This is a genomic window from Methylobacterium sp. EM32 (assembly GCF_040593685.1).
Lineage (GTDB): Bacteria > Pseudomonadota > Alphaproteobacteria > Rhizobiales > Beijerinckiaceae > Methylobacterium.
Genome location: NZ_JBEXZS010000255.1, coordinates 1 through 13,288, shown reverse-complemented (window position 1 = coordinate 13,288; position 13,288 = coordinate 1). Strand labels below are relative to the sequence as shown.

General features: G+C 69.3%; 16 protein-coding genes. 13 read left to right on the top strand and 3 right to left on the bottom strand.

The window, feature by feature from the left end; all coding sequences use genetic code 11:
• Positions 1-139: 139 nt before the first annotated feature.
• Positions 140-409 (bottom strand): hypothetical protein, encoded by a 270-nt coding sequence (locus tag ABZT49_RS31815; protein WP_048453159.1) that lies wholly within the window; start codon positions 407-409, stop codon positions 140-142.
• Between the two features lie 255 nt (positions 410-664).
• On the opposite strand from ABZT49_RS31815, the gene ABZT49_RS31810 reads away from it, so the two are divergent.
• The 3 genes from ABZT49_RS31810 (at position 665) to ABZT49_RS31800 (ending at position 4,870) form a co-directional block, all read left to right on the top strand.
• Positions 665-1,303 carry an urease accessory protein UreE gene (locus ABZT49_RS31810; protein WP_355292299.1) on the top strand — a complete coding sequence of 213 codons (639 nt, stop codon included), beginning with the start codon at positions 665-667 and terminating at the stop codon, positions 1,301-1,303.
• 243 nt (positions 1,304-1,546) lie between these two features.
• Positions 1,547-3,883, top strand: a complete 2,337-nt coding sequence (locus ABZT49_RS31805) for a methyl-accepting chemotaxis protein (protein ID WP_355292298.1) — start codon at positions 1,547-1,549, stop codon at positions 3,881-3,883.
• Between the two features lie 72 nt (positions 3,884-3,955).
• Positions 3,956-4,870, top strand: coding sequence for an inositol monophosphatase family protein (locus ABZT49_RS31800; protein WP_355292296.1), 915 nt, complete (start codon positions 3,956-3,958; stop codon positions 4,868-4,870).
• A 206-nt stretch (positions 4,871-5,076) separates the two neighbouring features.
• On the opposite strand, the gene ABZT49_RS31795 is transcribed toward ABZT49_RS31800, so the two are convergent.
• The gene (locus ABZT49_RS31795) at positions 5,077-5,886 is read right to left on the bottom strand and encodes an IS5 family transposase (protein WP_355292303.1); all 810 of its coding nucleotides are present in this window, start codon (positions 5,884-5,886) and stop codon (positions 5,077-5,079) included.
• An 88-nt stretch (positions 5,887-5,974) separates the two neighbouring features.
• Between ABZT49_RS31795 and ABZT49_RS31790 the strand changes: the two genes are divergently transcribed.
• The 10 genes from ABZT49_RS31790 (at position 5,975) to ABZT49_RS31745 (ending at position 12,828) form a co-directional block, all read left to right on the top strand.
• Complete coding sequence (locus tag ABZT49_RS31790) at positions 5,975-6,571, top strand: hypothetical protein (protein WP_355292294.1); 597 nt, start codon at positions 5,975-5,977, stop codon at positions 6,569-6,571.
• A gap of 562 nt (positions 6,572-7,133) precedes the next feature.
• Positions 7,134-7,292, top strand: a complete 159-nt coding sequence (locus tag ABZT49_RS31785) for a hypothetical protein (protein WP_355292292.1) — start codon at positions 7,134-7,136, stop codon at positions 7,290-7,292.
• Between the two features lie 59 nt (positions 7,293-7,351).
• The gene (locus tag ABZT49_RS31780; RefSeq protein WP_355292290.1) at positions 7,352-8,050 is read left to right on the top strand and encodes a TIGR02594 family protein; all 699 of its coding nucleotides are present in this window, start codon (positions 7,352-7,354) and stop codon (positions 8,048-8,050) included.
• Positions 8,050-8,298: a hypothetical protein gene (locus ABZT49_RS31775; protein ID WP_355292289.1), complete on the top strand. Its 249-nt coding sequence runs from the start codon at positions 8,050-8,052 to the stop codon at positions 8,296-8,298. The genes ABZT49_RS31780 and ABZT49_RS31775 overlap by 1 nt, the downstream gene beginning before the upstream one ends.
• Positions 8,298-8,513, top strand: a complete 216-nt coding sequence (locus ABZT49_RS31770; RefSeq protein WP_355292287.1) for a hypothetical protein — start codon at positions 8,298-8,300, stop codon at positions 8,511-8,513. Before ABZT49_RS31775 ends, ABZT49_RS31770 begins: the two co-directional genes overlap by 1 nt.
• Positions 8,514-8,697: 184 nt before the next feature.
• Complete coding sequence (locus ABZT49_RS31765) at positions 8,698-10,047, top strand: transposase (RefSeq protein WP_355292285.1); 1,350 nt, start codon at positions 8,698-8,700, stop codon at positions 10,045-10,047.
• A 60-nt stretch (positions 10,048-10,107) separates the two neighbouring features.
• A complete protein-coding gene (locus ABZT49_RS31760; protein ID WP_355292283.1) occupies positions 10,108-10,830 on the top strand; it encodes a hypothetical protein in 723 nt (240 codons plus the stop codon).
• A gap of 35 nt (positions 10,831-10,865) precedes the next feature.
• On the top strand, positions 10,866-11,291 hold the full coding sequence (locus ABZT49_RS31755; protein WP_355292281.1) for a hypothetical protein: 426 nt from the start codon (positions 10,866-10,868) through the stop codon (positions 11,289-11,291).
• A 141-nt stretch (positions 11,292-11,432) separates the two neighbouring features.
• Positions 11,433-11,822 (top strand): hypothetical protein, encoded by a 390-nt coding sequence (locus ABZT49_RS31750; RefSeq protein WP_355292279.1) that lies wholly within the window; start codon positions 11,433-11,435, stop codon positions 11,820-11,822.
• A 226-nt stretch (positions 11,823-12,048) separates the two neighbouring features.
• Positions 12,049-12,828: an ABC transporter permease gene (locus ABZT49_RS31745; RefSeq protein WP_355292277.1), complete on the top strand. Its 780-nt coding sequence runs from the start codon at positions 12,049-12,051 to the stop codon at positions 12,826-12,828.
• 104 nt (positions 12,829-12,932) lie between these two features.
• Here the strand turns inward: ABZT49_RS31745 and ABZT49_RS31740 are convergent, their stop codons facing one another.
• Positions 12,933-13,181 (bottom strand): hypothetical protein, encoded by a 249-nt coding sequence (locus ABZT49_RS31740; RefSeq protein WP_355292302.1) that lies wholly within the window; start codon positions 13,179-13,181, stop codon positions 12,933-12,935.
• Between the last annotated feature and the right edge of the window lie 107 nt (positions 13,182-13,288).

The following is a 13,288-nucleotide window of genomic DNA, read 5'->3' as shown; positions in this document are numbered from 1 at the left end:
GGCTTCGGGAGGGCGGTTTCGGGGAGGCCAGATTCGGGCAGGCAAGCGCGTCATGGCGCCGTTGTAGCGCCCCCGGGCCGTCTGCGGAATGTGGTAGCGCACCCGGCGGAAACCGCCGGATGCGCTCGCGCACGGTCGATCAGCGGCAGTACACGTTGCCGTAGGGATCGCGATAGGTGCCGTAGGGGCATTGCGGGGCGGTGGCCGCGCCGACCACGGCGCCGCCGGCCGCGCCGATCAGGCCGCCCGCGAGAGCACCGCCGGCCCGGCCGGTGGCCGCCGCGCCGATCGCCGCGCCGGTCAGGCCGCCGAGGGCCGCGCCGCCGGCGGCGCGGTCGCCGGGGGTGTTGCAGGCGCCGAGCGACAGCGCCATGGCGCCGGCGAGCGTGGCGGCGATGAGCTTCTTCATGGAGTTCTCCCCTCGTGCATATCGCGGTCCGGAACCGGGTCATCGACCCCGCACCCTGGTCCCGAGCTTAGCCGTAACCCGGCTGAACGCCAAATGAGCTTGGCCGCCGGGGAGTTCCCGGAGCCGGCGTCGAACGGATGACGAATCGCCGGGGTGCGACGCGAAAGCCACATATCTCGGGACCTGCCGCAAACCGGCCAAATGCTCTACAGGAGGCCGGACAGACTTCAGGCAAGACACGTCCCCGAGGACCCGATGCAGCGCGCCACCACCATCGTCCGCAAAGCCGCCGTGCGCCCCGACGCCGTCGCCGACGAGGTCGCCCTCGACCACGCCGCCCGCTCCCGCCGCAACACCGAGCTGACCACCAAGGGTGGCCTCAGCCTCCGGCTCGACCTCGACCGGGCGACGGTGCTGGAGGACGGCGACGCGGTGCGCCTGGAGGACGGCCGCCTGGTACGCATCCTCGCGGCCCCCCAGGCCCTGCTCGCGGTCACGGCCGAGAACCCGGTGCGGCTCACCCGCCTCGCCTGGCAGCTCGGCAGCAACCACGTCCAGGCCGAGGTGACCGCGGACGCGCTCTACGTCCTCGACGACCCGGTGGTGGTGGAACTGATCCGCGGCCAGGGCTGCACCGCGACCGCGCTCCAGCGCCCGTTCCGCCCCGAGAAGGAGGCTGCGGCCCACGACCACAGCACCTGCGGGCACGACCACCATCACCACGGGCACGAGCCCCACGCCCATAGCCACGACCATCACGGCCACCATGATCACGCCCATGACCACGGGCATCACGATCATGCTGATCACGGCCACGGCCATGGGCACGACCGCCAGCACCATGCGCACGATCATGGGCACGTCCACGGCCCGGGCTGCAAGCACGGCCACTGATCGCGGGCCGTCCGCCGCCCCGCGCCGGCTCGGCCCTGCGATCGGCCTTCCCCGGTCGCTCCTCGCCGGGCCGGGACGGGCCGCCGCCCGCCCGGTGGGGACGTTCGATCCCTCAGTCCCGCGGGATGCACCAGGAATATTTGTGCAGTGCAAGATCAAGCCTGCCGCGAAGCCTTAAGCGGTACTTAAGTCCGGCGTCATAACTTCGGGTCCTGGTACAGGAAGACCCGGGTTCACGGTCCGATGACGATCAAGGCGCGCCTCCTCTGCGGCTTCTCGGTGATGCTGGCGCTGACCGCCGGGGTCGCCGCCTCGGGCTGGGTCAGCCTCTCGGGCTTCGCCCAGCGCGTGGACACCGCGAATGCGGCGCAAGTGCTCGCGGGGCGCGTCGGCGACCTCGCGCTCGCCGCCGAGCGCTCGCTGCACGACGCGACAGGCCGGGGGGAGGGGGCGGTGACCGACGGCCTCGCGCGGGTCCACGCCGGCATCGTTGCCGTTCCGGGCGCGGAGGCGATGGCCCGCGGCACCGACGCCTTCGCGCGCACCCGCACGGCCTACGCCGCCGAGCAGGAGCGCAAGGCGCGAGTCCAGGCCGAGCACCTCCGCCTGATCGAGGACCTGCAGGGCGCGGCCGGCCGGATCGGCGCGGCGCAGAAGGCCCGGCTGGCGGCGGCGAGCCAGGCGCTCCAGGAGAGCGTCGAGGCGCTCAAGGAAGCCGCCACCGCCGGCTCTCTCACCGGCTCGGCGGTCCGCGGCACCCTGGAGATGCGCAACGGCGAGCAGGCTCCGGGCGGCGACCGGGCGGCGGTCGCCGAGCGCTACCGCCTCCTGTCGGCGATTCTGAAGCGCCTCGCGGCGCAGGACGCGATGCGGGTTCCGGCCAAGGCCGCCGTCGACGCCCTCGACGACTACTTCGACGCGATCGACTTAGGCCCGGAGGAGACGGGACGGGCGGAGACGGGACGGGCGGAGACGATCACCAAGGCCTTCACCGCCATCATGGCGGCCCTGCGCGAGGTCGAGCAGGTCCAGAGCGATGCCGGCGCCGCCGTCCAGGCCCGCCTCCGGGCGGAGCAGGACCGGGTCGAGCAGGCGGCTGCCCTCCTCGGCGCCAGCGCCGAGGCGCTCGACGCCGCGAAGTCGCTCCAGATCGCCGAGATCGCCCTGTTCTCGGCCCGGGACGAGGGCGCGGCGGTCGTCGCCAGCGCCGATGCGCTGACGAAAGCCGTCGAGACGATCCTCCGCGTCGAGACCGACCCGGCCGCGCGCCGGTCGATCGAGGACCTGATCGCCAAGGTGCGGGACATCAAGGGCCAGGTGCCGGGGATCGTCCAGGCGAACGGCGCGCAGGCCGCGATCCTGGGCGAGCGCGACGGGCACCTCACCACCCTCGTCGCCGCCGCCCGCCAGGCCGGCGACGGCGAACTCGCCCGGATCGGGTCCGAGCGGCGCGCCGCCGAGATCCTGCTCCTCGTCGGCGTCGCGCTCGCCGCCTCCCTCGGCATCGCGGCGGCTTTGTGGCTCGCCCGCGGCATCGTGCGGCCGATCGGGCAGCTCGGCGCCGCGATGCGGGCACTTGCCGCCGGCGACCTCTCCGCCGCGGTCCCGGCCCGGGAGCGGCGCGACGAGATCGGCGCCATGGCCCGCGCGGTCGGCGTGTTTCGGGACGCCCTCGTCGCCAAGGCGCGGAGCGACGCGGACGCCGCCGAGGCGGCCCGGACGGAAGCCGAGCGGGCGGCCCGCCTCGGCACGCTGACCGCGGGCTTCGAGGACACGATGACCTCCTCGACCCGGGGCCTGTCGCAGGCCGCGGACACGATGCAGGACACGGCGGCCTCGATGTCGGCGGCGGCGGCGCGCACCAACGCCCGCTCGGCCGAGGTCGCGGACGCCGCCGAGCGCACCTCGGCCAATGTCGAGACGGTCGCCGCCGCGACAGAAGAGATGGCGATCTCGATCCGCGAGATCGCCCGCCAGGTCGCGCATTCGGCGGGAATCGCGACGAACGCCGTTGGGCGCGCCCGGGAGACCGACGCGGTCATCGCGGCGCTCGCCGCCGGCGCCGAGCGCATCGGCGAGGTCGTGGTCCTGATCCAGGGCATCGCCGGGCAGACCAACCTGCTCGCGCTCAACGCCACCATCGAGGCGGCGCGGGCCGGCGAGGCGGGCCGCGGCTTCGCGGTGGTGGCGGCGGAAGTCAAGCAGCTCGCCGGCCAGACCGCGAAGGCCACCGAGGAGATCGGCGACCAGATCGCCCGCATCCAGGGCGCGACCCGCGAGGCCGTGGCGGCCTTGAGCGCGATCGGCGGGGTGATCGGCGAGATGTCCGAGATCGCGACCGGCATCACCGCCGCCATGGAGCAGCAGGGCGCGGCGACCCAGGAGATCGCCCGCAACGTCGGCGAGGCGGCGCAGGGGACGCAGGTGGTCTCGACCGGCATCCGCGACGTGCGCCGTGACGCCGAGGGCGCCGGCGCGGCCGCCGCCCGCGTGCTCGCCGCCGCCGAGGCGCTCGCCGGCACCGCGACGGGCCTGCGCGGGGAGGTGGATGCGTTCCTGGGGGGCGTGAAGGCGGCGTGACGGACAGGCCCGGGCCGGTGACGCCGCCGCGCGTGGTATCGGTGCGGGATTCCCGTGACCAGGCGAGCTGACATGTCCCCTCCGTCCGACGCCCCCATCCTCGACCGCCTGCTCGCCGTCGCGGAGGAAGCGGCCGTCCTCGCCCTGGAGCATTGGGAGCGGGGCGTGTCCGTGACCCATAAGGAGGGGGGACTCGGCCAGGCGCTGACCGAGGCGGACCTCGCGGTCAGCCGTCTGATGCATGCCCGTTTCGGCCCCCGCCTCATCGAGGAGGAGACCGTCGATCGGCTCGGCTACGGCCGGGCCGAGCGGCTGCTGAGCGAAGACCGGTGGACGTTCGTGGGCGATCCCATCGACGGAACGAAGCCCTACGCCGCCGGGCTGGCGAGCTGGGGCACGATGATGGCCGCCTGCCGGTCCGGGTGGCCGAGGGCGGGCGTCATGAGCCTGCCCGCCTGGTTCGACGACCGGGCCGATCCCTTCGCCGTGCGGCGGGCCGCCGATCAGCGCGGGCTTCTCCTCGCGGCGGTCGATGGTGTGGCGTACTGGGCCCCGACACGCGCGGGGAGACGGGAGCGGGAGCTCCAGCGCCTGCAGCGCCCGGATCGCCTCACGCATCACGTCGGATGGCTGCCCGTGGCGGCCCAGCGCTACACGCTCGACTACGAGCAGGGCTTCTTCCCGTGGAGCGAGAGCAGCGCGGTGTCCGATGCCGCGCTCCTCGCGCTGGGGCGGATCGACGCCACCTGCCTCAACCACATGCTCTGGGACGCGGCCGCGATCCTGCCGGTTCTCGAAGCGCTCGGCTTCGGACTGTACCGCTGGCCGGACCTCGCGCCTCCGCCTACCCGGCTCCTCGATCTGTTCGATCGCACGTTCTCAGGCCACGATGCGCTCTGGCTCGTGTGCCGCGATCTCGCGGCCGCACGGGCGCTCGCCCGGGCCGTGCGTTCGTCGGGGCCGGAGAGGCGGGACTCTCCGGACTGATCACGCTCCGCCGGGACCACGGCCTGACCAGCAGGCCCGCTGCCCGGTCCGCCGGGCGGCGACACACCCTGTGGAACGACGGCGGGCGATGCGGCATAACGGTCGCCATGATGGCTGACACGATCAATGGCGCCGGCAGCGCCTGGCGCTTTTCCATAGCGCCCATGATGGATGGGACGGACAGAGGTCTCTTCGCCTAGAGCGTGTTATGAACTATTTACGATGCGTCCGAACTTGCTGAGCATGTCACACACGAAGGCGACCATGTAGATCCCAGCCAGCGTGCTGGCATAGCGCTCGTAGTCCTTGACCAACCGGCGGCAGCGCGTCGCCCAGGCCAGCGAGCGCTCCACCACCCACCGGCGCGGCAGCAGCACAAAGCCGCGTTTGGCCTCGGGCGCCTTGACCACCTCCAGCTCGATCCCGTTCGCTTCGGCAGCCTTCGCCGGCTTCTCGCCCGTGTAGCCCTGATCGACGAACGCCTTCTCCACACTCCCGTCCGTCTCCGCCTGCACCGCACAGGTCAGCGCCCCGACCTGGCTGCGGTCGTCGACATTCGCCGGCGTGACGTGCAGCGCCACCACGTGCCCAGGCGTGTCCACCGCCAGGTGCACCTTCGAGTCGCGCTTGCGCTTGGCCCCGTCGTAGCCTGCCCGCTCGCCGCTCTCGGGCGAGGAGCGCTGGGTCCGGCCGTCCAGGATCACGGCCGAGGGCTCCGGCTCACGCCCGGCCGCCTCCCGCAGCACGGCGCGCAGGTCGCCCGCCACCGCGCCAAAGCAGTCGGCAGACAGCCAGCGCTGGGTCTGCTGGTACACCGCCGCCCAGGGCGGCAGGTCGTGGGGCATGAACCGCCAGGGTGCGCCGGTCTTCACGATGTAGCGCAGCCCGTTGAACACCTCGCGCAACTCGTGGTCGCGCTGCCCCGAGTCCTCGCGCAAAAGCGCCAGGTAAGGGGCGACCAGCGCCCACTCTTCATCAGAAACGTCGGACGGGTAGGCGGGGCGATCAAGGCTCATGCCCTTCAACGCTCACGCTCCATCATAAGTTCATAACACGATCTAGGATCACAGCAATTCGAAGACAGGGCTGTCGCGCATCCTGCCGATGTTCCTGTGCCAGACATCGACGCACCTGCTCTATGGGCGGGACCGACCAGAGATCGCCCTGGCGCAGCTGGCGCTGGCACTGGAGGCGGAATATTGCTTCGTCACGCCAAAGCACTTCTTGGTGTACGGCTCCGACAATTTGCACCTGACCAATATCAGTTCGAAGCTGCTGGGCGCATATTACGGCATCGCGATCAAGCGTGCCCTGTTCGATGGCGTGAAGATCAAGCCGCTGGTGCCCGAGGCGTCAGAGATCAACGGTACGACCGTTCTGCTGCACTTCCCATCAGCAGTCGGCAGCCTCGTCCTCGACACTACGACATGCCCGAACCCGGGCAACTACGGCTTCACGGCGGTCGATCCCAACGGTGGGGCCATCACGATCAACAGCGTAGGGCTAGTGGGTCAGCGCACCATCGCCCTCCGCACCTCTGGCGCAGTGCCGGGCTCGAATATCCGAGCCGGTTGGATCGGCGATGGCGCCCGCGGCATCTGCAACCTGCGCGACAAGCAGGGCGACAAGATCGTCTTCGATCCCACCGGCATCAACAAGCGGATGGACCGCTGGGCATCAATTCTTGAGATGACTGTATAATGGTTGCGCTTCACCTCGCCATCCCGGGCTCAGGAGAATATGCGGCGGGCTCAGGTCTCCCGTTCTACGGTGAGATCGACATCCCGTATGACCCTTGCGCCGTCTATATCTACGGTAGTACCTTCGGAGCGACGATCCGTGACCAATCGGGGAATGGGCGAGACGCGGCCATCATCGGCGCGCCTGTCCGAAGCCCGCTCTTCGCGACCGCCGGCGTCGACACCAATAGCCCGAACTGTTTCGAGGCGCCGTTCACCGGGAACGACATCGCTGCCATCGGCAGCGTCTGCCTCGTCTCGATTGCGAGGTTCCGGGCGGACAACACCAACGGCGTGCTGATCATTAGCAATTTCAATGGGCCGGGCGTTCGAAGCCTCTCGCTTGGTTCGCCGGCCCCGAATGCCGCCCTGGCGGTCTACAGACCGACCGCTTTTCGCTGTATGCGGCGAACTACTCCGCCACCACGGAGACGCTGTTCGAGCAGCACGCCGGAGCAACGCGCATCTCCTCGACTAATCCCACGCATGCATCGGTCCTTCCAGGCGGCACGCTCAAGATGCGAATGGGCGGTCACTACAATCTCACCAACTCCGCGGGATTCGGCGGGAAGGTCGACATGGTGGCGAGCATCATGTTTGCCGGGACGCGCACAGCGCAGCAGATCGAAGACGTCTACACGGCCTGCTCGCAGTTCTTCTCGCCCAAGGGTTTGCAGTTCTGATCCTCCGCTCGCCGCGCCACCAGGCCCGAGCCTGACACCCTGACAATCCGGAGATCCTGATGACCGTTGCTGAGATCCAGCGCGCTCTCCTGGCGCGTGATTATGACCTCGGGCCCGGAGGCGCCGACGATGATGCTGGCCCCCGCACCATCGCCGCGATGACGGCGTTCCAGCGCTCCGCCGGGCTGGTGCCGGACGGTATCGCCGGGCCGCTCACGATCAAGGCGCTCGGCAGCGTCGACCTTCACCGAGCGCCGCGCCGAGCCCGAGCAGCCCGCGTCGCTCGCACTGGCGGCGCACGAGGTCGGAACGAAGGGGGGATCGAGAAAGCGAACAACCCGATCGTCGTCCGGTACTTCGCCGACGCCGGCTTCTCCGGGGTCAAGGACGACGTGACCTCCTGGTGCGCGGCGTTCGTCGGCGCGATGCTCCAGCGCGCCGGCCACAAGCCCTCCGGCAGCCTCGCGGCCCGTTCCTACGAGGGCTGGGGCGTCGGGCTCAAGGATCCGGCGCTCGGCTGCATCGCCACGAAGAAGCGCGCCGGCAGCTCGTGGCAGGGGCACGTGGGGATCGTCGTCGGCGCCAGCGCCTCGACCATCTATCTGCTCGACGGGAACCAGGGCGACGCCGTGTCGATCGCCGGGTTCAAGCGCAGCGAGTTCACCTCCTTCCGCTGGCCCGCCGATGTGCCGCTGCCGGTGGCGACCAAGCTGCCGACGACGATCGCCGGCGCCAAGTCGGGCGTGAGCGAGGCCTGATGCCCACCCGCCGCCTCACCCCGCCGAACGAGCCGGTCATGCCGGCGGCGGCCACCGGCCCGATGCCGCTCGGCGACGCGCAGGATCCGCCGGTGGACGCCCTCGCGCTCGCGGCGCGGGAGATCGGCGACCTCGTCGCGCTCCTGCCCGGCCCCGTGCGCACGGCGCAGATCCAGATCCGCATCGCCGAGGCGATCAACGAGGCGCTGGACCGCTGCCAGGCGCTCGGCGGGCGGAGGACGCGCTGATGGGCAAGAAGACCCGCCGGCGCCGCGGCGACCACGCCCTGCTGATCCTCACCGCCCCCCGCTACGGCATCGGCGAGATCGACCCGCCGGCGCGGCATTTCGTGATCCCGGGCACCATGCTCGCCATCGACCTGAGCCCCGACGCCGACCGGGTCCTGAGCGAGGACGGCGAGCGGGAATTGCGCGAGGCGCTGACGGATCGCCGGGGCTGCTGACCAATAACCTGGGATTTCCGGGCAGTTCACCCGCGCCGGCCGGGCCAGCCGAGCATCTGATCCCTTTTTGCCTCCTCAGCTCGACTTTGGCCAATTTTGGCGGGTCGGAGGCCTTGGCGTCACGGGGGTGACGAAGCGGGCGTGACGGGTAGGCTGGCGCTGTTTCGACCAAGAGACAACCGCCATGCCCGGCCTGCCCGCCCGCTTCGCCGGGCTCATCCTGGCCTTCGCGCCGCTCTTCGTCCACCGCTCCTGGTGCCATGCCCGGATCCTGCTTCTCGGCGCCATCCTGGCCCCGGGCCGGCGCACGGTCGCCAGCCTGCTGCGCATCCTGGGCCGCGCCCACGAGCGCCGCTTCGTCAACTTCCACCGTGTCCTCAACCGCGCCGCCTGGTCGCCCCGCGCTGGCGCCCGCATCCTGCTCGGGCACCTGATCACGGCGTTCGCACCACGCGGCCCGGTGGTCCTGGGCCTCGACGATACGATCGAGCGGCGCTGGGGCAAACGCATCGCGGCCCGCGGCATCTATCGCGATCCAGTGCGCTCTTCCGACAGCCACTTCGTCAAGACCAGCGGGCTACGATGGCTCAGCCTGATGCTTTTGGCGCCTGTCCCCTGGGCAGGGCGGATCTGGGCGCTGCCGTTCCTCACCGCGCTCGTCCCCTCCGAGCGTGCCTGCCGCGAGCGGGGCCGTCGACACAAGTCCCTGCTCGCGGTCGGGCGCCAACTCGTCCTCCAGGCCCGCCGCTGGCTGCCGGGGCGCGACCTCGTTCTGGTGGCCGACAGCAGCTTTGCGGCGCTTGCCTTCCTGGCCGCCCTGAGCCGCCGCGGCGTGACCATCGTCACCCGCCTGCGCCTCGACGCGGCGCTCTACGATCTGGCTCGGCCGCGCCGGCCGGGCACGATCGGACGTCCGCGCATCAAGGGCGCGCGGCGCCCGAATCTGGCGCAGGTTCTCGTCGAGGAGGGAACACGCTGGCATCGGCTCACGGTGCCGGGCTGGTACGGGACCGCCGAGCGCACCGTCGAGGTCGCCAGCGAGACGGCCGTCTGGTGGCACGCGGGTCTGCCGGTGGTGCCGGTCCGCTGGGTGCTGATCCGCGATCCCGAGGAGCGCTTCTCACCCCAGGCGCTGCTATGCACCGATCTCGTCCGCGATCCCGAGCAGATCCTGACCTGGTTCGTGCGGCGCTGGAGCGTCGAGGTCACGTTCCAGGAGACCCGCGCCCATTTGGGCGTCGAGACCCAGCGCCAGTGGTCGGACAAGGCCATCGCCCGCACCACGCCCTGCCTGCTCGCCCTGTTCTCGATCGTCACCCTGCTGACCGCGCGATTGCCCGCCCGCGAGCGCAGGGCGGCGCAGGCCGCCTGGTACCCAAAGGCGCAACCCACCTTCTCCGATGCGCTGGCCAGCGTCCGCCGCGCCCTCTGGAGGGAGAGGGCTTTGGCAACATCCCGGCCCAAGCGACACAGAACGAAACCTCGCTTCGCTCTGCCGCCCCCTTGGGCCTACGCCCTCTGCAACGCTGCCTGAATGGCCAAAGTCGAGCAGATGAGAGCGAAAAACGGGATATCTCACCACCAGGGCACCGTCATGCCCCGCATCTTCCTCGCGGCGCTGACGCTCGCCTGCGTCTGCTCTCCCGCCCTGGTCGGCGCCGTCCCGGTCGCCGAGATGCTGCCCGCTGGCGGCAATCCGGCCCATGGCCTCGCCTTCGGCCTGCTGCTGCTCGGCACTCTGGTGCTCGCCGTCGCGGTCCGCATCGCCGGGCGCGCTCGGCTGCCGGTCGTCGGCATCTTGGTCGCGGCGCTGATCGCGCTCATCGCCGGGCCGGCGCTCGCCGCCGAGGTCGCAACCGTCGGCAACACCGCACTGCCGCTGCCCTGGGGCCAGTGGCTCAGCGATCTCGCGCAGGCGGGCTTCAACGTGTTCCTGATCCTGCTGCCGCCGCTCGCCGCATGGGCAGCGCAGGCGATCCGGCGGCGCTACATCTGGGCCGGCCTCGTCCTGACGCAGACGCGCTTCGAGCAGCTGGCGATGGCGCTGGCCGAGCACGGCCTGAGCGCGGTCAAGGGTGCGGTGAAGGGCAAGCAGCTGAACGTCGAGCTAGGCTCGCGCGTCGTGGCCGCCGGGCTCGGGCGAGGTGCCGAGGCGGTGCCGCGGATCGTCTGGGAGCAGGCCGGCGGCGCCGAGGGCGTCGCGAAGCTGATCCTCCGCAAGCTGGATCTCGACGAGGAGGCCGACGAGCGGAACGTGCTCGGCCCGGCGCTGGCCTCATTCGAGGCGTCCGGCGCGCCGCGGTCGGCGTCGCATTAGTCGCCCGCCTGCCCGCAGCACCAGAAGGACGCGCCATGCGCTTCAACCGCGGCCGCTGCTGGCTGGCCTACCTCGCCCCCTGGTACGACGGAACGATGCTCCACTACGATCCCGATCCCGTCCTCAACGAGCGCATCCGCCGCGCCGTCCGCTACGGCCAGACCCGATGGGCCGAGGTCTGGCTGAGCGCCATCATGGTCACGGTCGGCGTCGTGATCCTCTCGCCGGCGCAGACATTCGTCGGGCCGCAGTGGCGGGTGATCGCCTCGTTCGTGACGGAGGCGCAGGCCGGCACGATTTCCGTCGTGGTCGGCTCCGCCCGCCTCGCCGCGCTATCAACGGGCGGCGCGGCCGCGAGACCAGCCTCGTCCGGACGCTCGGGTGCATGGGCGGATTTGCTTTCTGGTCGGCGCTTTTCGTCGGATTTGTCCTGGCCTACCCGCCGGCCAACATCGGGATAGCGATGTTCAGCGTGTTCGCGATCGCCGAGCTCCATTCCTCCGGCCGGACCGCCTCCGACATGGCGGCGGCGGACACGTTCGGGCTGCGGAAGAGGCGGCGCGCCGCGGCTCAGGTAGAGGCCGAGGAGAGGAGGCGGCGTTTTGGCGGATCCGGTCGCAACGCTCGATAGCTGGCCTGCCATCGCCATCGCCATTACGGCGGCAGTGGGTGCGGCCTTGGTCCCGATCAACTCCTTCGTGAAGACCATGCTGGACTACCGCCTTGAGGCGATGAAGGCGGAGCATCTGAAGCCTGAGACGGCCCGAGAGATCGCGACCACGGCGGGCTCGGCCGTGTTCGACAGCATGGCGATCTCCGATTTCACCACCGCGATCAAGGGGCTCACCGCCGCGATCGTCGCCGATACCGCGGCCGACCAGGCGGCCCATGCCGACCAAGTCACGTCCGTGCTGAGCCGGCTGGTGCCGGTGCTGGAGCAGCTGGACGAGCGGGAGTCGCCGCCGAGCCGGACCGGGCGCACGCATCGCTGATCCGGAACCCGCCCACCGCCGGCCCGTTGCCCATCGGATCTTCCAAGACCCGAGACCCCGCCTTCAGCCCCACCGGCATCCGCCGAGTGGGGCTTTCTTGCGCTTGCCGATCTGTTGCGAATCAAGGCAAAGGCCCCCCAGTCGCCACAATCCTGCCCTAGGACGCGAGTGCTCGCGCTTTCGGGGAAAGCATCCAAACCAATGTCGCGTGCTGAACGGAGCTAGTATGGCACAGCACATGAAGTCGGCGCTTGAGGTCCAACTGGATGTCCTTGGCGCCCTTATGCTGCGCGACATGCGTACCCGCTTTGGCGGGACCATGTGGGGCTACGGCATCGCGGTCGGATGGCCGTGCGCGCATATCCTCGTCATCACGGCCGCCTACGTCCTAATGAAGAGGCCGACGCCGATCGGTGATAGCATCGTGTTGTTTGCCGTTTCTGGCTTGTCTCCTTACATCATCATGAACTACATGTCTCGTAAGATGATGGAAGGGCCAATGCAAAACAAGCAACTTATATATTTTCCACAGGTAAAGTTTTTTGATGTAGTCATATCTCGGGCTCTTGTAGAGATTTGCACTAGTAGCCTCAGTATTATAATGGTATTTTTTCTTGCGACATGCTTTGGTGCAAACGTTATTCCGAGAGATACTTTCACATTTTGTCAGAGTATGATCTTATCTATCTTATTTGCGATGTCGTTGGGATTTATGAATGTGTTTATATCACAAATGCTTCCACAATGGCAGATAGGTGTGATAGTTCCAACGATAATTATGTACTTCACCAGCGGTACGATTATTGTCACGGAAGCAATGCCGCAGATAATTTATGAATATGTCCAATGGAATCCACTAATGCACATAGTCAAGGTATGCCGTTCGGGATTTTATCCGGGTTATGGGCAGGACTCAGATATTTTATATGTACTGCTGGTCAGTGGAAATCTAGCGTTGATTGGCCTTCTGGGGATTCGATTCGTGGTGCCGCGCTTCCTCAATTGATAAGCTCTCTAGCATAACCAAGCCCGCCCGGGGCACCCCGCGGCGGGTTTTCTGCTTCCAGGCCCCACCTTCCAGCCACGGTAGGTTCTGGCCGATGACGGGCCTCACCCGCCGCTCACCTGCTCCGCGAAGTCCTCCTGCACCTCCCCGACCTGCACCTCCCCGAACTGTCCGAGGATCGCGACGCTCTCCAACTCGCCCTTCTCGTCATCCGCCACGATCCGCAGGGCCGCCGCGCCCGGCATCCGGCCGGAGATCGCCTCCGCCCGCTTGAGCGCTCCACTATCCGTCAGAGTCACGTCCCGGTTGCCCAGTCGCAGTCGCTTCCGGTGGCTCTCGAACGTCTGCACCATGAACGTCGTCTGAACCGCCCCGGGTTTCCCGGAGGCTCCAACTTCTGAGAGGATGGAGCCATGACGAAGCGAACAACCCCTTTTTCCCCTGAGGTGCGCGAGCGTGC